The organism is Rhodococcus sp. NPDC057297 (assembly GCF_042667435.1).
Lineage (GTDB): Bacteria > Actinomycetota > Actinomycetes > Mycobacteriales > Mycobacteriaceae > Rhodococcoides.
This window is the reverse complement of sequence record NZ_JBHUZE010000012.1, coordinates 1-21,739: the sequence shown is the minus strand read 5'-3', so window position 1 is coordinate 21,739 and position 21,739 is coordinate 1. Positions and strand designations below refer to the sequence as shown.

Annotated in this window: 22 protein-coding genes; 20 read left to right on the top strand and 2 right to left on the bottom strand. The window is 64.5% G+C overall.

Features of this window, described 5'->3' with window-relative positions; translation table 11 throughout:
- The first annotated feature begins 291 nt into the window (after positions 1–291).
- From rho to ACFULT_RS25330, 18 genes are all read left to right on the top strand, one after another.
- Positions 292–2,367 carry a transcription termination factor Rho gene (rho, locus tag ACFULT_RS25415; RefSeq protein ID WP_378482922.1) on the top strand — a complete coding sequence of 692 codons (2,076 nt, stop codon included), beginning with the start codon at positions 292–294 and terminating at the stop codon, positions 2,365–2,367.
- A gap of 201 nt (positions 2,368–2,568) precedes the next feature.
- Positions 2,569–2,802 (top strand): 50S ribosomal protein L31, encoded by a 234-nt coding sequence (gene rpmE, locus ACFULT_RS25410; RefSeq protein WP_019667270.1) that lies wholly within the window; start codon positions 2,569–2,571, stop codon positions 2,800–2,802.
- Positions 2,803–2,897: 95 nt separating this feature from the next.
- Positions 2,898–3,977 carry a peptide chain release factor 1 gene (gene prfA, locus ACFULT_RS25405; RefSeq protein WP_094721011.1) on the top strand — a complete coding sequence of 360 codons (1,080 nt, stop codon included), beginning with the start codon at positions 2,898–2,900 and terminating at the stop codon, positions 3,975–3,977.
- A 62-nt stretch (positions 3,978–4,039) separates the two neighbouring features.
- On the top strand, positions 4,040–4,780 hold the full coding sequence (locus ACFULT_RS25400) for an SHOCT domain-containing protein (RefSeq protein ID WP_378482867.1): 741 nt from the start codon (positions 4,040–4,042) through the stop codon (positions 4,778–4,780).
- Between the two features lie 41 nt (positions 4,781–4,821).
- On the top strand, positions 4,822–5,706 hold the full coding sequence (gene prmC, locus ACFULT_RS25395; protein WP_378482866.1) for a peptide chain release factor N(5)-glutamine methyltransferase: 885 nt from the start codon (positions 4,822–4,824) through the stop codon (positions 5,704–5,706).
- An 85-nt stretch (positions 5,707–5,791) separates the two neighbouring features.
- A complete protein-coding gene (locus ACFULT_RS25390; RefSeq protein ID WP_037104693.1) occupies positions 5,792–6,457 on the top strand; it encodes an L-threonylcarbamoyladenylate synthase in 666 nt (221 codons plus the stop codon).
- Positions 6,454–7,737, top strand: coding sequence for a serine hydroxymethyltransferase (glyA, locus tag ACFULT_RS25385; protein WP_378482865.1), 1,284 nt, complete (start codon positions 6,454–6,456; stop codon positions 7,735–7,737). Before ACFULT_RS25390 ends, glyA begins: the two co-directional genes overlap by 4 nt.
- Positions 7,734–8,948, top strand: coding sequence for a glycosyltransferase family 4 protein (locus tag ACFULT_RS25380; RefSeq protein WP_019667276.1), 1,215 nt, complete (start codon positions 7,734–7,736; stop codon positions 8,946–8,948). Before glyA ends, ACFULT_RS25380 begins: the two co-directional genes overlap by 4 nt.
- Before the next feature lie 31 nt (positions 8,949–8,979).
- Positions 8,980–9,420 carry a hypothetical protein gene (locus ACFULT_RS25375; protein WP_019667277.1) on the top strand — a complete coding sequence of 147 codons (441 nt, stop codon included), beginning with the start codon at positions 8,980–8,982 and terminating at the stop codon, positions 9,418–9,420.
- A 408-nt stretch (positions 9,421–9,828) separates the two neighbouring features.
- A complete protein-coding gene (gene atpB / locus ACFULT_RS25370) occupies positions 9,829–10,554 on the top strand; it encodes a F0F1 ATP synthase subunit A (RefSeq protein ID WP_019667279.1) in 726 nt (241 codons plus the stop codon).
- Between the two features lie 93 nt (positions 10,555–10,647).
- On the top strand, positions 10,648–10,899 hold the full coding sequence (locus ACFULT_RS25365) for an ATP synthase F0 subunit C (RefSeq protein ID WP_019667280.1): 252 nt from the start codon (positions 10,648–10,650) through the stop codon (positions 10,897–10,899).
- Between the two features lie 6 nt (positions 10,900–10,905).
- Entirely contained in the window at positions 10,906–11,469 is a 564-nt protein-coding gene (locus tag ACFULT_RS25360) for a F0F1 ATP synthase subunit B (RefSeq protein ID WP_019667281.1), read from the top strand.
- Positions 11,470–11,476: 7 nt separating this feature from the next.
- Positions 11,477–12,298 (top strand): F0F1 ATP synthase subunit delta, encoded by an 822-nt coding sequence (locus ACFULT_RS25355; RefSeq protein WP_019667282.1) that lies wholly within the window; start codon positions 11,477–11,479, stop codon positions 12,296–12,298.
- Between the two features lie 91 nt (positions 12,299–12,389).
- Complete coding sequence (gene atpA / locus ACFULT_RS25350; protein WP_019667283.1) at positions 12,390–14,033, top strand: F0F1 ATP synthase subunit alpha; 1,644 nt, start codon at positions 12,390–12,392, stop codon at positions 14,031–14,033.
- A 55-nt stretch (positions 14,034–14,088) separates the two neighbouring features.
- On the top strand, positions 14,089–15,063 hold the full coding sequence (locus ACFULT_RS25345; protein WP_094721014.1) for a F0F1 ATP synthase subunit gamma: 975 nt from the start codon (positions 14,089–14,091) through the stop codon (positions 15,061–15,063).
- Positions 15,064–15,066: 3 nt separating this feature from the next.
- Positions 15,067–16,515, top strand: coding sequence for a F0F1 ATP synthase subunit beta (gene atpD, locus ACFULT_RS25340; RefSeq protein WP_019667285.1), 1,449 nt, complete (start codon positions 15,067–15,069; stop codon positions 16,513–16,515).
- Between the two features lie 30 nt (positions 16,516–16,545).
- Positions 16,546–16,905 (top strand): F0F1 ATP synthase subunit epsilon, encoded by a 360-nt coding sequence (locus ACFULT_RS25335; RefSeq protein ID WP_019667286.1) that lies wholly within the window; start codon positions 16,546–16,548, stop codon positions 16,903–16,905.
- Between the two features lie 32 nt (positions 16,906–16,937).
- On the top strand, positions 16,938–17,375 hold the full coding sequence (locus ACFULT_RS25330) for a DUF2550 domain-containing protein (RefSeq protein WP_037104705.1): 438 nt from the start codon (positions 16,938–16,940) through the stop codon (positions 17,373–17,375).
- Position 17,376: 1 nt separating this feature from the next.
- Here the strand turns inward: ACFULT_RS25330 and ACFULT_RS25325 are convergent, their stop codons facing one another.
- On the bottom strand, positions 17,377–17,961 hold the full coding sequence (locus ACFULT_RS25325; protein ID WP_378482864.1) for a cob(I)yrinic acid a,c-diamide adenosyltransferase: 585 nt from the start codon (positions 17,959–17,961) through the stop codon (positions 17,377–17,379).
- 55 nt (positions 17,962–18,016) lie between these two features.
- Here ACFULT_RS25325 and murA point away from each other — a divergent pair, with 55 nt between their 5' ends.
- Positions 18,017–19,270, top strand: a complete 1,254-nt coding sequence (gene murA / locus ACFULT_RS25320) for a UDP-N-acetylglucosamine 1-carboxyvinyltransferase (RefSeq protein WP_094721016.1) — start codon at positions 18,017–18,019, stop codon at positions 19,268–19,270.
- On the opposite strand, the gene ACFULT_RS25315 is transcribed toward murA, so the two are convergent.
- Positions 19,263–20,651, bottom strand: a complete 1,389-nt coding sequence (locus tag ACFULT_RS25315; RefSeq protein WP_378482863.1) for a PLP-dependent aminotransferase family protein — start codon at positions 20,649–20,651, stop codon at positions 19,263–19,265. The two genes, murA and ACFULT_RS25315, sit on opposite strands and share 8 nt — an antisense overlap.
- A gap of 76 nt (positions 20,652–20,727) precedes the next feature.
- Between ACFULT_RS25315 and ACFULT_RS25310 the strand changes: the two genes are divergently transcribed.
- Complete coding sequence (locus ACFULT_RS25310; RefSeq protein WP_378482862.1) at positions 20,728–21,423, top strand: pyridoxamine 5'-phosphate oxidase family protein; 696 nt, start codon at positions 20,728–20,730, stop codon at positions 21,421–21,423.
- Positions 21,424–21,739 lie beyond the last annotated feature (316 nt).

The window sequence follows — 21,739 nt, the reverse complement described above, 5'->3', positions numbered from 1 at the left end:
CATTCGGGGGGTTCCACGCCCGAGTCGGCGGTCGTCCTTGGAGAGGAGCCTGCGGAGTGACCGGAAGTCGCCGGCTTCGACCCACCGTGGTTCTCACACGGCTGCGGGTCGGTCGTCCGTCGGAAGTGGCGTGATCGTGAACGGCAATATCCGTGCTCGAAAGAGATTCGAGCTGCGGAACGAACCCTTGGCTGCGCAGACTGCGAGCGAGGGAAGGAAAGGACCTCCGTGACCGATACGGAACTGATCTCTGCGCCCGAAAAGACGCGTCGTGGAGCTGGCCTGTCCGGAATGGTGCTCACCGAGCTGCGTACTCTCGCGGGCGAACTCGGAATCAAAAGCATTTCCGGCATGCGCAAGGGCGATCTGATCGCCGCCATCTCTGCACGTCAGGGCGGTGGTGCGTCGGCAACGACCGAGGCGCCCAAGGCAACAAGGCGAGGCGCAGCCGATAAGGCTCGTGCGCAGGACGCCGCTCCCGCTGCCGAGGCTCCTGCAGCCGAAGCCCCGGCCGCAGCAGATGCGCCCGCGTCCGACGACGCGTCGACCGAGCCGCCCCGCCGGACACGTGGTCGACGCACCGCAGGCCGCCGAGCAGGCGCTCCCGACCAGCTTCCGCTGGACGACACTGCCTCGCAGTCGGTCGATTCGGACGCCGCTCAGCAGGACTCGGGATCGACCCCCGATGCCCCGGCGTCGGACACCGGTTCATCGACGCGACCGCGTCGCGCTCGCGCCGATCGTGGTGACCGAGAGAACCGCAACGCTGCCGACAACCGCAACGCTGCCGATAACCGCAACGCTGCCGACAGCAACGACGGTGCTCGCGCACAGCGCGGTGACGCACCCGGCCGTGATTCGGCAGGCCAGGACGGCGAGGGCAACCGCGCCGAGGGTGGCCGCGGAGACCGCAACCGCGACAACAACCGTGGTGACGGCAACCGGGACAGCCGCGACGGCAACCGGGACAGCCGTGACGGCAACCGGGAGAACTCGCGCGGCGAGAACGGCCGGAACCGCAATCGCAATCAGAACCAGAACGACAACCGTTCCGAGGACCGCGGCAATGGTCCGCGTGACGGACGGGACAATCGGGACAACGCCGAGGACGACGGCGACGGCCGCGGACGCAGGGGCCGTCGGTTCCGTGAGCGTCGGCGTGGTCGTGACCGCGGCGAAGGCGGCGGTGGCAACGAGCGCGAGCCCGAGATCCGCGAGGACGATGTTCTTCAGCCGGTAGCGGGCATCCTCGATGTCCTGGACAACTACGCGTTCGTGCGTACGTCCGGCTACCTTGCGGGCCCGAACGACGTGTACGTGTCGATGAACCTGGTGCGCAAGAACGGTCTTCGTCGCGGTGACGCGATCACCGGCGCCGTCCGGGTGGCCCGCGAGGGTGAGCAGTCGAACCAGCGTCAGAAGTTCAACCCACTGGTGCGTCTGGACACGGTCAACGGCGGAGACGTCGAGGCCGCGCGCAAGCGTCCCGAGTTCGGCAAGCTCACGCCGCTGTACCCGAACCAGCGTCTGCGGCTCGAGACCACGCCGAACATCCTGACCACGCGCATCATCGACCTGGTCATGCCGATCGGTAAGGGCCAGCGTGCATTGATCGTGAGCCCGCCGAAGGCAGGCAAGACGAGCGTTCTGCAGGCCATCGCCAACGCGATCTCGGTCAACAACCCCGAGTGCTACCTCATGGTCGTTCTGGTCGACGAGCGTCCCGAGGAAGTGACCGACATGCAGCGTTCGGTGAACGGTGAGGTCATCGCCTCCACGTTCGACCGTCCGCCGGGCGATCACACCTCGGTCGCCGAGCTCGCGATCGAGCGCGCGAAGCGTCTCGTGGAAGCCGGCCAGGACGTCGTCGTGTTGCTCGACTCCATCACCCGTCTGGGTCGTGCGTACAACAACAGTTCACCTGCGTCGGGCCGGATCCTGTCCGGTGGTGTCGATTCCACGGCCCTCTACCCGCCGAAGCGTTTCCTCGGTGCTGCTCGCAACATCGAGAACGGTGGATCGCTCACCATCATCGCCACGGCGATGGTCGAGACCGGTTCGACCGGCGACACGGTGATCTTCGAGGAGTTCAAGGGCACCGGTAACGCGGAGCTCAAGCTCGATCGCAAGATCGCCGAGCGTCGTGTGTTCCCTGCGGTCGACGTCAACCCGTCGGGTACCCGCAAGGACGAACTGCTGCTGAGTTCGGACGAAGCCGCGGTGCTGCACAAGCTGCGTCGCGTGTTGTCCGGTCTCGATTCGCATCAGGCGATCGATCTGCTGATCGACCGGTTGAAGAAGAGCAAGAGCAACATCGAGTTCCTGATCCAGGTGTCGAAGACGGCACCCGGCGCGCTCGACGACTGACCTCGTGAGTACTTGTGTGTCCCCTGGGACACACAAGTACTCCCAGCGGGGAACAAGCCGACAGGGGTTCGTGTTGAAGCCACTGTCGGTGAGCGATTAGCAGGTCGGATCGCATATCTGGCATACTGAACGGCCGAGTCCGGTTCCGGTTCACGTCCTCGAACGGCGAGGTCGACCCGGCGACCATATGAAAGGGACACCATGAAGGCAGGAATTCACCCCGACTACACGCTGACCACGGTCGTGTGCGGTTGCGGAAATACTTTCGAGACGCGCAGCACCACCGACAAAGAGCGCATCAACGTCGAGGTTTGCTCGCAGTGCCACCCGTTCTACACGGGCAAGCAGAAGATCCTCGACACCGGTGGTCGCGTTGCACGCTTCGAGGCTCGCTACGGAAAGCGCGCCGGCAAGAAGGCTGCAGCCGACAGCTAGCTGCTCTCCCGACGCCCGTCCTGCGATGTCTGCAGGGCGGGCGTTCGGCTTTTCACCACCGATTCTTTTTCAGGGAAGCAGAGCGGAGCGACACCATGGCGAGGACCACGAAGCCTTCGGCCATCGACGACATTCTGGCCGAACATTCAGGCCTCGAGCAGCAGTTGGCCGATCCGGCTCTGCACAACGATCCGTCCGCTGCGCGCAAGGCCGGCAAGCGTTTCGCCGAGCTGGCGCCCATCATGTCGGTACACGGAAAGCTGGTGTCCGCCACGGATGATCTGGCTGCAGCTCGTGAGCTCGCCGCCGACGACGCGTCGTTCGCTGCCGAGATCCCGGAGCTCGAGCGCACCGTCGAGTCGCTCGAACAGACGCTCGCCGATTTGCTCGCACCGCGCGATCCGCACGACGGCGACGACATCGTCATGGAGGTCAAGTCCGGTGAGGGAGGCGAGGAATCAGCGCTGTTCGCCGCGGACCTTGCACGGATGTACGTCCGGTACGCCGAGCGTCGCGGATGGCGCGTCGAAATTCTCGATGCGAACGTGTCCGATCTCGGCGGATACAAGGATGCGACCCTGTCGATCAAGGCCAAGGGCGATCCGCTCGACGGTGTCTGGGCGCGGCTGAAGTTCGAAGGTGGCGTCCACCGCGTGCAGCGCGTTCCCGTGACCGAATCGCAGGGCAGAGTGCACACGTCGGCCGCCGGAATTCTCGTGTACCCGGAGCCCGACGAGGTCGAGGAAGTCCAGATCGACGAGACCGACCTGCGCATCGACGTCTACCGGTCCTCGGGCAAGGGTGGTCAGGGCGTCAACACGACGGACTCCGCGGTGCGCATCACGCACTTGCCGACGGGCATCGTCGTCACCTGCCAGAACGAGCGGTCGCAGTTGCAGAACAAGGCGCGTGCGATGCAGGTTCTCGCGGCGCGGTTGCAGGCCGCCGCCGAAGAGGCCGCCGACGAGGAAGCCGCGGCCGGTCGGGCGAGCCAGGTCCGTACCGTCGACCGCTCGGAACGCATCCGCACGTACAACTTTCCGGAGAACCGCATCACCGATCACCGGATCGGGTTCAAGTCTCACAATCTCGACGCGGTGCTCGACGGCGAGCTCGACGCTCTCCTCGACGCCCTGGGCAAGGCCGACCGCGACGCTCGGATGCAGGCAGAATGATGTGGTCGTGAGCGCGTAGGTTCCGCTGCACGAGACCGCACGGGCACACGAAGGGGAAACCGATGCATCAGCAGCTCACACCCACAGGCGAGGACGCCGTGGCGGACCTGGCCGCTCGTCACGGCGTGTCCACCGACGCTGTGCGGGCGATGCTCGACGCCGTGAATGCCGGCCGGGGATCGATGGCTCAGTTCCACATTCCCGAGCTCGGTGGCGGTGGCCAATGGATGCGCGGCGGAATGACGATGGTCGGCAACATGTTCGATCACGGTCTCAAAGCTCGCGTCGACGGTTTGTGCCGTGATCTCTCCGAGCTTCTGGCCTCGCACCAGATCTATCCGCCGCTGCCGTCGAACCAGGGTTTCGGCGGGAACTGGTGGCCGAGCGACCTCGGAAGCCCCAGTTCGAGCGGCGGTCAGAACGGTTCGCAGTACGCGTATTTTCCTGCTGCGCGGCGGCTCGCTGTTCTGGTCGGTGGACGGTTGTCGGTGTACGACACTCTCGACCACTCGATCGGCGGTGTTCAGCAACAGCAGGGCGGGAGTCCAGGCTCGGTGGAGTTCGCCAGCCAGTACGGAACGTTCACCGCGGCAAGTCTTCCGCTGGTGGATCCCGCGCAGGCCGATTCGAATTCCGGTTCCGCACCAGATCCCGCGCCCACGACGAGCCCGGTAGCGCCACCGTCGACGAATCTGGACGAGATCACGTCGGCCATCGAGGCGTTGGCGGCACTGCACGGCAAAGGGATCCTCACGGACGACGAGTTCTTCTCGAAGAAGGCCGAGCTGCTGAAGCGAATCTGACCGTCGCGTGGGTGGCCGGCGGGACGTGGCAGGCTGTAACCGTGACCCGGAAACCTCTTCGACTGGCCATTCTCGAAGCAACAGCGACGCTCGAAGCGGCCGGTGTTCCGAGCCCACGGGTGGACGCGGAGCTGCTCGCGTCTCATCTCGTCGGAGTCGAGCGCGGTCGGCTCGGTCTGGTCCCTCTCGTGGAACCCGAGGTGGTCGAGGCCTACAACCGCACCATCGAACAGCGTGCCAAGCGAATCCCGTTGCAGTACATCACCGGAACGACGGCGCTCGGCAACATCGACGTCGAGGTCGGACCGGGGGTTTTCGTTCCGAGGCCGGAGACGGAGCTGCTGCTCGGGTGGGCGCTCGCATTCCTCGAGGGTGTCGATCGCAAGCCGCCGGTGATTCTCGATCTGTGTACCGGATCGGGGGCACTCGCGCTGGCGCTCGCCAACGCCAGGCCCGACGCTCAGGTCCACGCCGTCGAACTCGACCCGTCGGCTCTCGCGTGGGCTCGGCGCAACGCAGACCTGCGGGCCGAGCGGGGAGACACGCCCATCACCCTCCACCACGGCGATGTCACCGACCGCGACCTGCTGCGAGAACTGGATGGTCGCGTCGACGTCGTCGTCGCCAATCCGCCTTACATCCCGGAGGGCGCCGAGCTGGATCCCGAGGTGATCGATCACGACCCGCATCTCGCACTGTTCGGAGGTGTCGACGGTCTGTCGGTCATCGAGCCGATGATCCAGAACATCGCGCGGTGGCTGCGGGTCGGCGGGGGAGTAGGCGTCGAACACGACGATTCTCACGGTGACCGTGTCGCTGCGCTGTTCGAGAAGCGCCGTGTGTTCGGCAACGTCGTCGAGCACCCCGACCTGTCCGGACGCCCCCGGTTCGTCGTTGCGTCGCGCGCAGTGTCCGCAGACAGCTGACGTCACTCGGCTGCCGCCGGACGGGTAGGCGACGCACGGCAGAGGCGTCCTGCACCGCGGGAGACACAGGTGAGAAGATGAACAGGTGAGTACCGTCTACGACTGCCAGCACACCGATTCACGAACAGCAGGGTTGTCTGCAGCCAGAGGCGCACTCAAATCCGGTCGCCTCGTCGTCATGCCGACGGACACGTTGTACGGCCTCGCGGCCGATGCGTTCGACGGCAGCGCGGTCACCGATCTTCTCCGCGCCAAGGGCCGTGGGCGCGACATGCCGGTCCCCGTTCTCGTGGGTTCGTGGAACACCATCGACGGACTGGTCGGCAGCGTCAGACCGCGCACCAGAGATCTGATCCGAGCCTTCTGGCCGGGCGCGCTGAGCCTCGTCGTGCAGCAGGCACCGTCTCTTGCCTGGGATCTCGGTGACGCGCAGGGCACGGTGATGCTCAGGATGCCGCTGCACCCGGTGGCGCTCGAACTGCTCCGCGAAGTCGGACCGCTTGCCGTCTCGAGTGCGAACATCTCCGGACAACCCCCGGCGACGACGGTCGTCGAAGCTCGCGATCAGCTCGGCGGATCCGCGGCGGTGTATCTCGACGGCGGGCCCGCGGCGCACGCGAAAGCGTCGACGATCGTCGACCTCACGTCCGAGCAGCCGAGGATCCTGCGCGCCGGCGCCATCGCGACCGAAGCCGTCGCCGAGGTGCTCGGAGTGACGGCGGAGAGCCTGACGCAGGGGAGTTCGACATGACCGAGCCGCGTTTCCACGGACCCGACTTCGCGGCGCTCGAGGCGTCCGATCCCGAGATCGCGGGGATCGTCCTGGACGAGCTGGACCGTCAGCGCGGCGGTCTGCAGCTCATCGCGAGCGAGAACCTGACGTCGCCTGCTGTTCTCGCGGCGCAGGGGAGCGTGCTGACCAACAAGTACGCCGAGGGTTACCCGGGTGCGCGGTACTACGGGGGCTGCGAGGTCGTCGATCGTGCGGAGACCATTGCGATCGAACGAGCGAAGGCGCTGTTCGGCGCGGATCACGTCAACGTGCAACCTCATTCCGGCGCTTCGGCGAACCTCGCGGTCTATGCAGCCTTTGCGCAGCCGGGCGACTCGGTTCTGGCGATGAGCCTCCCACACGGCGGCCACCTCACCCACGGGGCGACGGTCAACTTCTCCGGCCGATGGTTCACCGCGGTGCCGTATCACGTGCGAAAAGACACGGAACTGATCGATTACGACGAGGTCCGTGAACTCGCGCTGGTCCACCGCCCGCGCATCATCGTCGCGGGGGCGACGGCGTACTCGCGTGAGCTCGACTTCGCGGCCTTCAGAGCTATCGCCGACGAGGTGGGCGCCATTTTGTGGGTGGACGCGGCGCACTTCATCGGACTGGTGGCGGGCAAGGCGATTCCCTCGCCCGTTCCGTACGCCGACGTGGTGTCCGCGACCACTCACAAGGTGCTGCGAGGGCCTCGCGGAGGAATGTTGATGTGCCGCGCGGAGCATGCGCGCGCCGTCGACAAGGCTGTGTTTCCGTTCGGTCAGGGCGGGCCGATGATGCACACGATCGCGGCCAAGGCCGTCGCGTTCGGTGAGGCGCAGACCGAGAGTTACGCGCGCTATGCAGCCCAGGTCGTCGCGAACGCCCGGACACTGTCCACCTCTCTGGTCGACGCCGGGATGCGCGCAGTGTCGGGAGGGACCGACACGCATCTGATTCTGTTCGACCTCCAGCATCTGAGAATCGACGGCCGTACCGCGGAGGCGCGCTGTGCCGCAGCCGGGATCACGCTCAACAAGAACGCGATTCCGTTCGACCCTGCTCCGCCGGCGGTGGCGTCGGGCATCCGGGTCGGTTCCGCGGCGGTGACGACTCAGGGATTCGACGCAGAAGATATGAATGCGGTCGGATCTCTCGTGGCCCGTGCGGTCCGCGCGGAGGCAGGCACCGCGGACGGTGACCGTGAACTCGCCGCCGTCAAGGACGAGGTCACCACCCTCGTGGCACGCAAGCCTGCGTATCCCGTCATATGACGGTCGAGGTTCTTGCACAGTCCGGCCAGGGCGCAGGCGTCCCGATTCGCGAGCTCCTGCTGGTGTTCTTCACGGCTGCCGTGGTGACGTTCCTGGCGACCGGCGGTGTGCGAGTTCTCGCCGTCAAGTTCGGCGCCGTCGCCGCTCCGCGTGACCGCGACGTGCACGTGACGCCGACGCCGCGTCTCGGCGGGACCGGAATGTTCCTCGGGATGCTGGTTGCCTTGTTGTTCGCGTCGCAGCTACCTGCTCTCGCACGTGGTTTCGACTCGGCCTACAACCAGGACGTCCGAGCTGCGGCCGTCGCCGGGTTCGTGATCGTCGCGGTAGGGATCATCGACGACCGGTGGGGCCTCGATGCGCTCACCAAATTCGTCGGGCAGGTGACGGCGGCGGGTGTGCTCGTCGTGATGGGCGTGAGTTGGAACATCGTCTATCTGCCTTGGGGGCCGGACGGCGGTAGCACTCTCGTGCTCGATCAGCTCCAGGCCGGGCTGGTGACGGTGCTGGTGACGGTCGTGATGGTCAATGCCATGAACTTCGTCGACGGTCTGGACGGCCTCGCGGCAGGGCTCGGGTTGATCGCGTCGCTCGCCATCTGTGTCTTCTCCGTCGGACTGTTGCACGAGCAGGGCGGCGACACCGGTATCTATCCGCCGGCGATCATCGCGGCGACGTTGGCCGGTGCCTGCCTGGGATTTCTTCCGCACAATTTCCAGCCTGCGCGGATCTTCATGGGCGACTCCGGGTCCATGATGATCGGGCTGATGCTCGCGACGGTCGCAACCAGTGCGTCGGGCAGAATCCCGCTCGTCGCGTACGGCCCACGCGACCTCCTCGGTCTGCTGTCGCCGTTGCTCCTGGTCGGCGCGGTGATGTTCATCCCGATCCTCGATCTCCTTCTCGCGGTGATCCGACGGACGCGCGCAGGCCGAAGTCCGTTCAGTCCCGACAAGATGCATCTGCACCACCGTTTGCTGCAGATCGGGCACTCTCACCGGCGCGTGGTGTTGGTGATCTACCTCTGGGTCGGTGTCCTCGCGTTCGGCGCCGTCGGCTCGTCGTTGATCGACCGTCGAATAGTGGTGTTGCTGGTTGCTGCCGGATTGGTGTTCGCACTGGTGGTGACGGCCGTGCCGAGCATCCGTCTCGACATGGCCAGGCAGCGCAGGCGCACCAGAAAGTCCGCTGGACGAGGCCGTCGGGCCTGAAGTCGGACATGGCTGGGTAGTCTGTGCGGCTGTGAGCTTCTCTCCTTCTCCGGTGCCCGATCAGTCCGACTCGATGCGAGCCGCGGTTCGGTACGGAATCATCGGCCTCCTTGCGCTGACGGTTCTCGGAGCCGTCGTCGCCACGGTGGCCGCCGGTCTTCCCGGTTTGTGGGGTGCGCTCATCGGTGCGGCACTCGGTGGGGGATTCATTCTCACCACGGCGCTGTCCATCGCCCTGACGTCCAAGTTTCCGCCGACGATGGCAGGCGCGGTGCTGCTCGGTGGCTGGATCGTGAAGATGCTTATCGCCGTTGTCGTGCTCGCGGTTCTGAAGGACATGGATTTCTACAACAGAAAAGCTCTTGCCGGGGTGGTGATCGCCGCACTGGTTCTGGTTCTCGGCGCGGAGGTATACGGTGTCGTCCGTACGAAGGCCCCCTACGTCGACGATCCTGAATCCGACAAGGCGTAGTACGACGACCAGTCGTAATCGGTCAAGAAGTAGCCCCACCTACACAACGTCGTAGTTGTGTTGATAAAGTTCCGACCAAGTAAGGGTAGGACTGCCGCTAATAGGACAAAAGGCGTGCAGAACAGCCCTTGCAGGTAACCGAAGCTGCGTGAAATTGCTTACAGACGCGGCCGCAAAGTTACCGAGTCGACGTGAGTCGCCGACACCCGACAGACGCTGGCCTTTCAAGACCAGGCCTCAGCTGCTGACGACCTCGAGCCGATCTCGTCGACTTGATAGATCGTCAATGTCCGATCGAACCGCAGTCCTTTGGCGTCTGCGGCCCGAACACGGGAGAGACCGCTGAGCGTCACCAACCTGGCTGCGGAGTTCCACCCGCCGTCACTATCCGACTTCTTTCCTCCCGCTGTGCTGTTCGAGGGCACACCCTTCGAACTCGACCGGCTGATGCTGATCCGCATCCTGATGACCCTCGTGTTGGTCGTGCTGTTCGCAGTGGCCATGCGCAGCCCGAAGGTCGTTCCGCGTGGTCTGCAGAACTGCATCGAGTACATGCTGGACTTCGTCAAGGTGCAGATCGCCGACGAGATTCTCGGCAAGGAGCAGGGCAGGCGGTTCCTGCCGATCATCATGACGATTTTCTTCGCCGTGCTGTTCATGAACCTGTCGGGCATCATCCCGTTCCTGAACATCTCGCCGAACGCTCGAATCGGTATGCCGATCGTGCTCGCACTGATCGCCTACGTGACGTTCAACTACGTGGGAATCAAGAAGTACGGATTCTTCAAGTACGTCAAGAGCAGCGTCGTGGTTCCGGACGTCCCGCCCGCACTGCACATCATTCTGATTCCGATCGAGTTCATCTCGACGTTCATCCTCCGTCCGTTCACGCTCACCGTTCGTCTCATGGCGAACATGCTGGCCGGCCACCTCATGCTCGTGCTGTTCTTCAGCGCGACTCAGTTCTTCTTCTTCCAGGCCGCGGCGGGAATGAAGATTTTCGGCGTGTTCTCCCTTGCAGCGGGCTTCGGCTTCACGCTGTTCGAGATGCTCGTCATCGGTCTGCAGGCGTACGTGTTCGCACTGCTGACCGCGGTGTACATCGATCTCGCCCTGCATGCAGACTCGCACTGATCTGCACGCCGATTCTCACTAGACCGCACGACCAAGATCTACCTGACCCACGCACCGACCGGTGATGGGCAACAGAAAGGGAACGGAAATCAAATGAGCCTCGCGTACCTGGCACAGGAAGTCACCGAAACCACCGTCACGGGTGGCGGCTACGGCGCAATCGGTTACGGCCTCGCTGCCATCGGACCTGGCATCGGTGTAGGCATCGTGGTCGGAAAGGCTATCGAGGGCATCGCTCGCCAGCCTGAGCTTCAGGGCACCATCCGTACCAACATGTTCCTCGGCATCGCGTTCACCGAAGCGCTCGCGCTGATCGGTATCGTCGCCGGCTTCCTGTTCGGTTAATCCACTATGGCAACCAACATCGCGATCTTGGCCGCGGAGGAAGGCGAGGACATCAATCCTCTCCTCCCCGCGACATACGACATCGTTTGGTCTGCGGTCTGCATCGCTGTCATCGGCTTCGTCTTCTGGAAGTACATCCTTCCGAAGTTCCAGGAAGTGTTGGCGCAGCGTAGCGATCTGATCGAAGGCGGCATCAAGAAGGCCGAAGAGGCTCAGGCAGAAGCCAAGGCTGCTCTCGAGCAGTACCAGAAGCAGCTTGCCGACGCCCGCGCCGAGGCTGCGCAGATCCGTGAGGAAGCGCGCACTCAAGGCCAGGCCATCCTCGCCGAAATGAAGACGAAGGCACAGGAAGAAAGCGACCGGATCGTGGCTGCAGGCCACAACCAGCTCGCTGCGCAGCGCCAGCAGATCGTGACGGAACTCCGTGGCGACCTGGGACGCACTGCAGTCGAACTCGCAGAGAAGGTCATCGGAGAGCAGCTGTCCGACGAGGCCAAGCGCGCTGGTTCGATCGACCGCTTCCTGAGCGAACTCGACTCCGTCACCGCTGACTCTGCAGCGGGAAAGTGAGATAACCATGTACGCAACTTCTCGCGAGGCTCTCGCTCGCACGCGTTCGGTTGCGAACGAAGCACTGGGACAGGCGGGGGACGCGACAGCGGTCGCTGCTCAGACCGGTGCAGAGCTCTTCGCAGTCGTGGAGGCCCTCGACGGCCAGCGCACGTTGCGTACTGCGCTGGCCGACGCTTCGGTCTCTGCCGAACGTCGCAGCGCGCTCGCGGAGGAAGTGTTCGCCGGTCAGGTCTCCGCCACCACGGCGCAGATCCTGAAGTCCGCCGTCGCGGACAACTGGTCCAAGGCGTCCGACCTGCTGAACTCTCTGGTCGAACTGGGTCGGGAAGCACTGCTTCGCGCCGCGGCCGATCAGGATCAGCTCGACACGGTCGAGGACGAATTGTTCCGCCTCGGTCGCATCGTCGCCGCGAATCCTCAGCTGGAACAGGCATTGTCGGATCTCGGCAAGCCGGTTCAGGCGAAGCGTGAGCTGCTGGGTCGGTTGCTGTACGGCAAGGTCACCGCGGTGACCGAAGCCCTGGCAATCCAGACGGTCAGCCGCCTGCGCAAGACGGCACCTGCGGACGCACTCGATGCGCTTGCAGGCTTGGCGGCACAGGTTCGCGATCGGGCTGTCGCACACGTGCGGAGTGCTGCTCCGCTCAGCGCCAGCCAGCTCGAGAAGCTGACCGCGACACTCACACGCACCTACGGCAAGCCGGTCACCGTGCATGTCGAGGTCGATGCCGAACTGCTCAGCGGACTGGTGGTCCGGGTCGGCGACGAGGTCATCGACGGCAGCGGGGCGGGTCGTCTCGCCGCACTACGAAAGACCCTCAAGTAGTCCGCGAGCGGACACCACTTCTTACGAAGAAGCGTTTCGAACCTTCGAAGCCCTTCACACCGCGAACATTGAAGGAAGAGCAGGAAAAAATATGGCGGAGCTGACGATCTCCTCCGACGAGATCCGTAGCGCGATCGAGAACTTCACCGCGAGCTACTCACCGGAGTCCTCTCGCGAGGAGGTCGGCACGGTTACCGACACGAGCGACGGTATCGCTCACGTGTCCGGACTGCCGTCGGCGATGTCCAACGAGCTGCTGGAATTCCCCGGTGGCGTTCTCGGTGTGGCGCTCAACCTGGATGCCACCGAAATCGGTGCCGTCATCCTCGGTGACTACGAGCACATCGAAGAAGGCCAGGAAGTCAAGCGCACCGGCGACGTTCTGTCCGTGCCGGTCGGCGACGGCTACCTCGGCCGCGTCGTCAACCCACTCGGCCAGCCCATCGACGGCCTCGGCGACATCGAGTCCAGCGAGAACCGCGCCCTCGAACTGCAGGCTGCGTCCGTGCTCGAGCGCCAGCCGGTGGAAGAGCCGCTGCAGACCGGCATCAAGGCCATCGACGCCATGACGCCGATCGGTCGCGGACAGCGCCAGCTCGTCATCGGTGACCGCAAGACGGGCAAGACGGCCGTCTGCATCGACGCCATCCTCAACCAGAAGGCCAACTGGGAATCCGGGGACGAGAAGAAGCAGGTTCGCTGCATCTACGTCGCCATCGGTCAGAAGGGCTCCACGATCGCAGGCGTCAAGGCTGCGCTCGAAGAGCAGGGTGCACTCGAGTACACGACCATCGTCGCGGCTCCCGCATCCGATTCGGCCGGCTTCAAGTGGCTGGCTCCGTACACCGGTTCGGCCATCGGCCAGCACTGGATGTACCAGGGCAAGCACGTCCTCATCGTGTTCGACGACCTGACCAAGCAGGCCGAGGCGTACCGCGCCATCTCGCTTCTGCTGCGTCGTCCGCCGGGCCGCGAGGCATACCCCGGTGACGTCTTCTACTTGCACTCGCGTCTGCTCGAGCGTTCGGCAAAGCTGTCCGACGAGCTCGGCGGTGGATCGTTGACGGCGCTGCCGATCATCGAGACCAAGGCCAACGACGTCTCGGCGTACATCCCGACCAACGTCATCTCGATCACCGACGGACAGGTCTTCCTTGAGTCGGACCTCTTCAACAAGGGTGTTCGTCCCGCGATCAACGTCGGTATCTCGGTGTCCCGAGTCGGTGGTGCTGCGCAGACCAAGGGCATGAAGAAGGTCTCCGGTTCGCTTCGCCTCGAGCTCGCTCAGTTCCGTGAGCTGGAAGCATTCTCGGCGTTCGCGTCGGACCTGGATGCTGCATCGAAGGCTCAGCTGGACCGCGGTGCTCGCCTCGTCGAGCTCCTCAAGCAGGACCAGTACGCACCGGTTGCCGTCGAGGATCAGATCGTCTCGATCTGGCTCGCCGGTCAGGGCACGTACGACTCCGTTCCCGTCGGCGACGTCCGTCGCTTCGAGAGCGAGCTGCTCGAGGACCTGCACCGCAACGCGAGCGGCGTCTACGACAGCATCGCCGGTGGCAAGGCTCTCGACGACGACGCTCAGAAGTCGCTGCTCGAGGCAACCGAGAAGTTCAAGGCAGGGTTCCTCGACTCCGAGGGCAACCGCGTCGTCAACGAGGCAGAGGCGGACACGCTGAACCCCGACGAGGTCAGCCAGGAGCAGGTCAACGTCACTCGCAAGACAGTCAGTAAGTAGGTCTTACGAGATGCCAAGTGTCTTTACGAGCAGAGAAGGGAGCGTGAACAGCTAGATGGCAAGCATTCTCGAGCTACGTTCCCGGATCAAGTCGGTCAACTCGACGAAGAAGATCACCAAAGCTCAAGAGCTGATCGCCACGTCGCGAATCACCAAGGCGCAGGCACGCGTTGCGGCTTCGAAGCCGTACGCAGAGGAGATCACCAAGGTCCTCTCCGCGCTGGCCAGTGCGTCGGGTTCGCTCGACCACCCGTTGCTGAACGAGCGCGAAGAGCCCAAGCGTGCAGCAGTTCTGGTCGTCACCAGTGACCGCGGCATGTGCGGTGGCTACAACTCCAACGTCCTCAAAGAAGCGGAGGAGCTGTTTCAGCTTCTGCGCAAGGAGGGCAAGGATCCGGTCATCTACGTGCTCGGCGCAAAGGGCCTCGGCTACTACACCTTCCGTCAGCGCGACGTGAAGGGTGCGTGGACGGGTTTCTCGCAGGAGCCCGGCTACGCGGACGCAGCAAAGGCGAGCAAGCACCTGGTCGAGCTGTTCATGGCGGGTTCGGGCTCCGAGGTCGAGGCTCCCAACGGTGAAGGCACCGTGGAGGGCGTCGACGAGCTGCACATCGTCTACACGCGGTTCGTGTCGATGCTGACGCAGAAGCCCGAGGTTCGGCGTATGGCTCCGCTCGAGGTGTCGTACACGGACGAGGAAATCGAGCTGGGCGCGGATGCTTTGACCGATTCCCCGTCGGCGTCCGAGGTTCAGGCTCAGTACGATTTCGAGCCCGAAGCCGGAACTCTCCTGTCGGCTCTGCTGCCGAAGTACATCAGCACGAGGGTCTACTCCTCGCTGCTCGATGCGGCTGCATCCGAGTCGGCCGCGCGCCGTACTGCCATGAAGGCGGCCACGGACAACGCGAACGAATTGGTCGAGACCCTGAGCCGTCAGGCAAACCAGGCTCGGCAAGCCCAGATCACCCAGGAAATCAGCGAAATCGTTGGTGGCGCAAACGCGTTGGCTGACAGCGCAGGAAGTGACTAAGCAATGACCGCAGCAGTAGCCCAAGAGAACGCGAGCGGAGCGGACACTCAGTCCGGCCGTGTCGTTCGGGTCATCGGCCCCGTTGTGGACGTCGAGTTCCCGCGCGGCTCCATCCCCGCCTTGTTCAACGCACTCCACGCAGAGATCACGCTGCCGACGGTGGCGAAGACCCTGACACTCGAGGTTGCACAGCACCTCGGTGACAACCTGGTCCGCACCATCTCGATGCAGCCGACCGACGGCCTGGTTCGTGGCGCTTCGGTGTCCGACTCCGGCAAGCCGATCTCGGTGCCCGTCGGCGACGTCGTCAAGGGCCACGTGTTCAATGCCCTCGGTGACTGCCTCGACAGCCCGGGCCTCGGACGCGACGGCGAGCAGTGGGGCATCCACCGCAAGCCACCAGCCTTCGATCAGCTCGAGGGCAAGACGGAGATCCTCGAGACCGGCATCAAGGTCATCGACCTCCTCACCCCGTACGTGAAGGGTGGAAAGATCGGTCTGTTCGGTGGTGCCGGTGTCGGCAAGACCGTTCTGATCCAGGAGATGATCACCCGTATCGCGCGTGAGTTCTCCGGTACGTCGGTGTTCGCCGGCGTCGGCGAGCGCACCCGTGAGGGAACCGACCTCCACCTCGAGATGGAAGAGATGGGCGTCCTCCAGGACACCGCCCTCGTCTTCGGCCAGATGGACGAGCCGCCGGGCACGCGTATGCGCGTCGCCCTGTCCGCACTGACCATGGCGGAGTACTTCCGCGATGTTCAGGGCCAGGACGTGCTGCTGTTCATCGACAACATCTTCCGTTTCACGCAGGCAGGTTCCGAGGTGTCGACCCTGCTGGGACGTATGCCTTCTGCCGTGGGTTACCAGCCGACGCTGGCGGACGAGATGGGTGAGCTCCAGGAGCGCATCACCTCGACCCGTGGACGCTCGATCACCTCCCTGCAGGCGATCTACGTTCCCGCCGACGACTACACCGACCCGGCGCCTGCGACGACGTTCGCCCACCTCGACGCCACCACCGAGCTGTCGCGTCCGATTTCGCAGATGGGTATCTACCCCGCTGTGGACCCGCTCAGCTCGACGTCGCGAATCCTCGAGCCGGGCATCGTCGGTGCGGAGCACTTCCGCGTCGCCAACGAGGTCAAGCGAATCCTGCAGAAGTACAAGGAACTGCAGGACATCATCGCCATCCTCGGTATGGACGAGCTTCAGGAAGAGGACAAGGTTCTGGTCGGTCGCGCACGTCGCCTCCAGAAGTTCCTCGGACAGAACTTCATCGTGGCCGAGAAGTTCACCGGCGAGGCCGGCTCGGTCGTGTCCCTCTCGGACACCATCGAGGCGTTCGACAAGGTCACCAAGGGCGAGTACGACCACCTTCCCGAGCAGGCATTCAACAGCTGCGGTGGACTCGACGACGTCGAGGCTGCAGCCAAGAAGATCGCCGGAAAGTAGCCCGACGTGACTTCTGCGGAAAGCTCCGGCATGGAGGTCGCTCTCGTCGCGGTCGAGCGCGAGCTGTGGTCCGGCAACGCGACCCTGGTCAGTGCTCAGACGACCGAGGGCGAGATCGGCATCATGGCCGGCCACGAGCCAGTGCTCGGCCAGCTCGTCGAGGCAGGCACGGTGTCCATCACGACGACCGACGGCGAGAAGATCGTTGCTGCGGTTCACGGTGGGTTCCTGTCCGTGACGGGTAAGACCGTGACGGTCCTGGCGGAGTCCGCGGACTTCGCTCAGGACATCGACGTCGACGCTGCCCGTTCGGTCCTCGACGCCGGCGGCGACGACAAGGAAGCCCTCGCTGTGGCGAAGGGCCGAATTCGCGCCGTCGAGCGGGCCTAGGTTCCACGAGAAAGCCGCGACGAGGTTCTGTGATGCACATGGGAGTGATCGTTCTGATCATTCTGGTTGTGCTGCTCGCAGGCCTCGTCGCGGCTTTTCTGTATCGCCTCACCATTCTTCGTCGCGGTGGGACGGCCGCCATTCTGCGCACGACGCCCGCCGCGGGTGGAAGTGGTTGGCGGCACGGTGTCATCCGGTACGGGGACAACACCCTGGTGTTCTTCAAGCTGTCGAGCCTGCGGCCCGGCCCGGACCACCGGATGAGCCGTCAAGGCATCGAGGTCGGAGAGCGTCGCACGCCACGCAACGACGAATTCGACATCATGTCCGACGAGATCGCGATTCTCGAGCTGACCGATCAGGGCCAGTGTTACGAAATCGCTCTCGACCGGGGTGCACTCACAGCTTTCATGTCGTGGCTGGAATCGAGGCCGTCCGGCCGCTCTCGGCGAGGTCGGCCCGCCGCCTGATCTACGTGTCGGTGGAGCGAGATGCTCCCGGCACCCATTTCACGTCACCCTCGGGGTTCGCGTATCTGCTCAGGATGAACAGCAGATCGGAGAGCCTGTTCAGGTATTTCGCTGGTAGGACGCTCGTGTTGTCGGGGTTGGCGTCCACCGCTGCCCATGCCGAGCGTTCTGCTCGGCGCGCCACTGTGCGGGATGTGTGCAGCAGCGCCGCGAGGGGAGTACCTCCGGGAAGGATGAACGAGTCGAGCGCCTGCAGGCCCTCGTTGAACTCGTCGCACCATCCTTCGAGGCGGTCGACGTAGGACTGATCGATGCGTAGGGGTGGATACTCGGGTTCCGCGACGACGGGTGTCGAGAGATCGGCCCCGGCGTCGAACAGGTCGCTTTGAATCGTTCGAATGACCGAGACGACCTTCTCCGACGGATTGCCCAGTGCCAGAACGACTCCGAGGCTCGCGTTGGTCTCGTCGCAGTCCGCGTACGCAACGAGCCGCGGATCGTTCTTTCCGACTCGCGAGAAGTCGCTGAGACCGGTGGTTCCGTCGTCACCGGTGCGGGTGTAGATGCGAGTCAGGTGCACAGCCATGGCGCTACGGTACCGCCCGGATGGGGCGACCGAACCCTGGCTACGCTGTCGAACTGTGAGTGAACGCTTTTTGGTCTCCGGTGGTAACCGGCTCGTCGGTGAGGTGTCGGTCGGCGGCGCGAAGAACAGCGTGCTCAAGTTGATGGCGGCAGCGCTGCTCGCCGAGGGCACGAGCACCATCACCAACTGCCCGGACATCCTCGACGTGCCGTTGATGGCCGAGGTCCTCCGCGGACTGGGGTGCGAGGTCGTGCTGGAAGGCGACGTCGTGCACATCACCACGCCGGCGGAACCCAAGCACCATGCAGATTTCCCGGCGGTCACGCAGTTCCGAGCATCGGTGTGTGTCCTCGGTCCGCTCGTCGCCCGGTGCAAACGCGCGGTGGTTGCGCTTCCCGGTGGCGACGCGATCGGGTCTCGTCCGTTGGATATGCACCAGTCGGGCCTTCGCCTGCTCGGAGCGCACAGCGAGATCCAGCACGGTTGCGTGGTTGCGGAAGCCGAGGAACTGCGGGGTGCGAACATTCGCCTTGCGTTCCCGTCCGTCGGCGCGACGGAGAACATCTTGATGGCCGCGGTTCTCGCAAAGGGCGAAACCGTCATCGACAACGCTGCGCGTGAACCCGACATCGTCGACGTCTGCAACATGCTCAACGAGATGGGCGCGCAGGTCAGCGGTGCCGGCACGTCGACGTTGACCATCAAGGGCGTCGAGTCGTTGAAGCCCACGACGCACAAGGTGATCGGTGACCGAATCGTCGCTGCGACGTGGGGAATCGCTGCCGCGATGACGCGGGGCGACGTGCGAGTTCGAGGGGTCAACCCCAAGCACCTGTCACTGGTGTTGGACAAGCTGAGGCTTGCGGGTTCGGAGGTGACGTCCGAGGCCGACGGGTTCCGCGTCGTTCAGCGTGAGCGGCCGACCGCCGTGAACTTCGCGACGTTGCCGTTCCCAGGTTTTCCTACCGACCTGCAGCCGATGGCGATCGGTCTCGCCGCGGTGGCCAACGGAACGTCGATGATCACCGAGAACGTCTTCGAAGCGCGTTTCCGGTTCGTCGAGGAGATGATTCGGCTCGGCGCCGACGCCCGTACCGACGGTCACCACGCGGTGGTGCGCGGCGTAGCCCAGCTGTCTAGTGCTCCCGTGTGGTCGTCCGACATCAGAGCGGGTGCCGGGCTGGTACTGGCGGGACTCTGCGCCGACGGGGTCACCGAGGTGCACGATGTCTACCACATCGATCGTGGCTACCCGAGGTTTGTGGAGAACCTGACCGATCTCGGCGGAAGCATCGAGCGAGTCAGCTGACGGACGTCAGCGCGTCGACCAGCATGTCGAGGCCGTAGGTCAGTTCGTCGTCGGACACCGATCCGTATCCGACGATCAGTCCGGTGACGGGCGACGGGGAACGTGTGGATCTAGCGAGAGTGTCGACATCGACGCCGGCAGCCGCCGCTCGTTCTGCCACGGCGGTCGCGGTGGCGGTGTCGAGCAGGAGTGTGGTGTGCATTCCCGCGCCGACACCGCGCAGTTCGCCGAAGGGCGCGAGTGCGGCGGCCACCAGTCTGTCGCGTTGGCGGTAGACGCGTCGGGCGGCTCGAACGGTTCTGTCCCATTCGCCGTCTCGCAGCAGTGAGAGCATGGCCTGTTGGACGGGTGCCGACGGGTAGTCGCCCAGGTCTGCGCGAACGTGCGCGACGTGTTCGACGACGTCGGGCGGGGCGACGAGCCAGCCGAGTCTGATACCGCCGCCGAGCGTCTTCGCGACGGTTCCGAGATAGACGGTACGGTCGGGAGCCAGTTCCGCGATGGTGGGCAAAGGTGCTACGTCGTAACGGAATTCGGAATCGTAGTCGTCCTCGATGATCATCGCGTTGCGTGATCGCGCGAACGCGGCGAGGGCGCGTCGGCGGCCGACGGGGAGCAGGCCGCCGGTGGGGTACTGGTGAGACGGCGTCGAGTACACCGCACGGGTGGTCTGGGGCGTGATGTCCAGATCATCGGTGACAATTCCGTCGTGGTCGACCGGAACGTCGAAGACGGACCACCCCCAGCGTCGGGCGGCTGTGGTCGCGACCCGGTAGCCCGGGTTCTCGTGTGCCAGGACGGGAGGGGAAGTGCCGTCTTCGGGCGACAGCGCGGCCAGGGCCAGGCTCATCCCGTGCATGCTCCCGGTGGTGACGACAACCGATTCGGCTGATGTGTGGAGTCCACGCGCGCGACCAAGTAGGTCTGCGATGGCGACTCGGAGCCTGCGGTCGCCGCGAGGGTCTGGGTATTCCTTCGGTTGCGGCACTGTGCCGACGTCCCGCCACGCGCGCTTCCACGCCGTCGAGATGGGGGGAACCCACGGTGTTCCGGTGGCAAGTCGAATACGGCCGTGGGTGTCCGTGGTTCCGGTCGTACGGGAGGTGGTCGACGGCCGCGTCGGTGTGGTGGCGCCGGTGAGACGGCGCACGAACGTTCCCGATCCCGCGCGCGGTTGTAGCCACCCCTCCGCGGTCAGTTGATCGTAGGCACTCTCGACCACGCCCCGAGCGACTTCGAGTTCGACGGAAAGGGCTCTGCTGCTTGGCAATCGGGTGTTCGGAGCCAGGTGAGCGGAGTCGATGGCCTGTCGTATCCCGTCCGCGATCTGCACCGGAAGCGTGCGGGGATCCGTCCGGTCGACCGAGATGATCAGGGACATCGGCAGCATGCTTGCCTCCAAGTGGTCTATTGAAAAGCGACTCGATTGGATCATGACACTAGGCCAATGGTGACCGATGATCGACGATGTGAGTATCGAAACCGAGTTGTCGCCGACAGAACGCACCACCATCAGGCGAGGGAGAGCGCGAGCGCGGACCGAGCGTTCCGACCTTGTCGACGTTCTGGCGGCGGCGCGGATATGCCATCTGGGCGTGGTGGTCGACGGCAGTGTGCGTGTTCTTCCTACGGTGTTCGCTGTCGATCATGACGGTCCCGACAGGGGCGGGACTCTGTACGTGCACGGATCGGTGGCCGCTCGCAGCTTGGTGGACGCTCCGAACGGGGAGATCTGTGTGACTGTCACTGTTCTCGACGGCTTGGTTCTGGCGAGGTCGGCGTTTCACCATTCCATGAACTACCGAAGTGCCATTGTGTACGGCCGGCCGCGAATGGTTGTCGACGACGAGGAACGCGTGCGCGCACTTGCTGCAATCGTCGATCAGGTGGTGGAGGGGCGCAGTGAGCATCTTCGTGCGCATACGCGGAAAGAGTTGGCGGCAACGGCGGTACTTGCCCTGCCGCTCTACGAGGCATCGGTGAAGGCGCGAACCGGCGACCCGGCGGACGACGAGCGAGATGTCGAAGCGGGTGGAGTGTGGGCAGGCGTCGTTCCCGTGCGCGACGACTTCGCCGAGCCGACCCGGGCTGCGGACGTGGACGCGGGAATCCCTGTGCCCGAGCATGTTCTGGCCCTCGTGCGCCATGGCTGAACGCGTCTATGTCCGGCGTCACATTCACGAATTTTGCGACGAGGCGCCTTCCGGTTCGTCGTGACGAGCGGGCTACCTGCGGAAATCTTGTCCAGAATTTCCTCGACCTGGCGATTTGCGCGAGGGATTCTGCTCGCGTAACTTTTGTCGAGTCAGAGCGACACGGACACCGACCAGGGCCTACACGGTCCCGGACACGAGGTTGGACGTCGGAGCCTGATGGAACATGAAATTCCAGTTCTACCCACCAAGAGTCGGAGCTTGCTTCCGAGACCAAGCTGGGATAGGCTGGAGAAGTTGCCCCAAACACCCTGAA

Excerpts from the sequence above, each read along its gene's own strand:
- rho (WP_378482922.1), top strand. The coding sequence starts at position 292 with ATGGTGCTCACCGAGCTGCGTACTCTCGCGGGCGAACTCGGAATCAAA.
- rpmE (WP_019667270.1), top strand. The coding sequence starts at position 2,569 with ATGAAGGCAGGAATTCACCCCGACTACACGCTGACCACGGTCGTGTGC.
- prfA (WP_094721011.1), top strand. The coding sequence starts at position 2,898 with ATGGCGAGGACCACGAAGCCTTCGGCCATCGACGACATTCTGGCCGAA.
- ACFULT_RS25400 (WP_378482867.1), top strand. The coding sequence starts at position 4,040 with ATGCATCAGCAGCTCACACCCACAGGCGAGGACGCCGTGGCGGACCTG.
- glyA (WP_378482865.1), top strand. The coding sequence starts at position 6,454 with ATGACCGAGCCGCGTTTCCACGGACCCGACTTCGCGGCGCTCGAGGCG.
- ACFULT_RS25380 (WP_019667276.1), top strand. The coding sequence starts at position 7,734 with ATGACGGTCGAGGTTCTTGCACAGTCCGGCCAGGGCGCAGGCGTCCCG.
- ACFULT_RS25365 (WP_019667280.1), top strand. The coding sequence starts at position 10,648 with ATGAGCCTCGCGTACCTGGCACAGGAAGTCACCGAAACCACCGTCACG.
- ACFULT_RS25360 (WP_019667281.1), top strand. The coding sequence starts at position 10,906 with ATGGCAACCAACATCGCGATCTTGGCCGCGGAGGAAGGCGAGGACATC.
- ACFULT_RS25355 (WP_019667282.1), top strand. The coding sequence starts at position 11,477 with ATGTACGCAACTTCTCGCGAGGCTCTCGCTCGCACGCGTTCGGTTGCG.
- atpA (WP_019667283.1), top strand. The coding sequence starts at position 12,390 with ATGGCGGAGCTGACGATCTCCTCCGACGAGATCCGTAGCGCGATCGAG.
- ACFULT_RS25345 (WP_094721014.1), top strand. The coding sequence starts at position 14,089 with ATGGCAAGCATTCTCGAGCTACGTTCCCGGATCAAGTCGGTCAACTCG.
- atpD (WP_019667285.1), top strand. The coding sequence starts at position 15,067 with ATGACCGCAGCAGTAGCCCAAGAGAACGCGAGCGGAGCGGACACTCAG.
- ACFULT_RS25335 (WP_019667286.1), top strand. The coding sequence starts at position 16,546 with ATGGAGGTCGCTCTCGTCGCGGTCGAGCGCGAGCTGTGGTCCGGCAAC.
- ACFULT_RS25330 (WP_037104705.1), top strand. The coding sequence starts at position 16,938 with ATGCACATGGGAGTGATCGTTCTGATCATTCTGGTTGTGCTGCTCGCA.
- ACFULT_RS25325 (WP_378482864.1), bottom strand. The coding sequence starts at position 17,961 with ATGGCTGTGCACCTGACTCGCATCTACACCCGCACCGGTGACGACGGA.
- ACFULT_RS25315 (WP_378482863.1), bottom strand. The coding sequence starts at position 20,651 with ATGTCCCTGATCATCTCGGTCGACCGGACGGATCCCCGCACGCTTCCG.
- ACFULT_RS25310 (WP_378482862.1), top strand. The coding sequence starts at position 20,728 with ATGATCGACGATGTGAGTATCGAAACCGAGTTGTCGCCGACAGAACGC.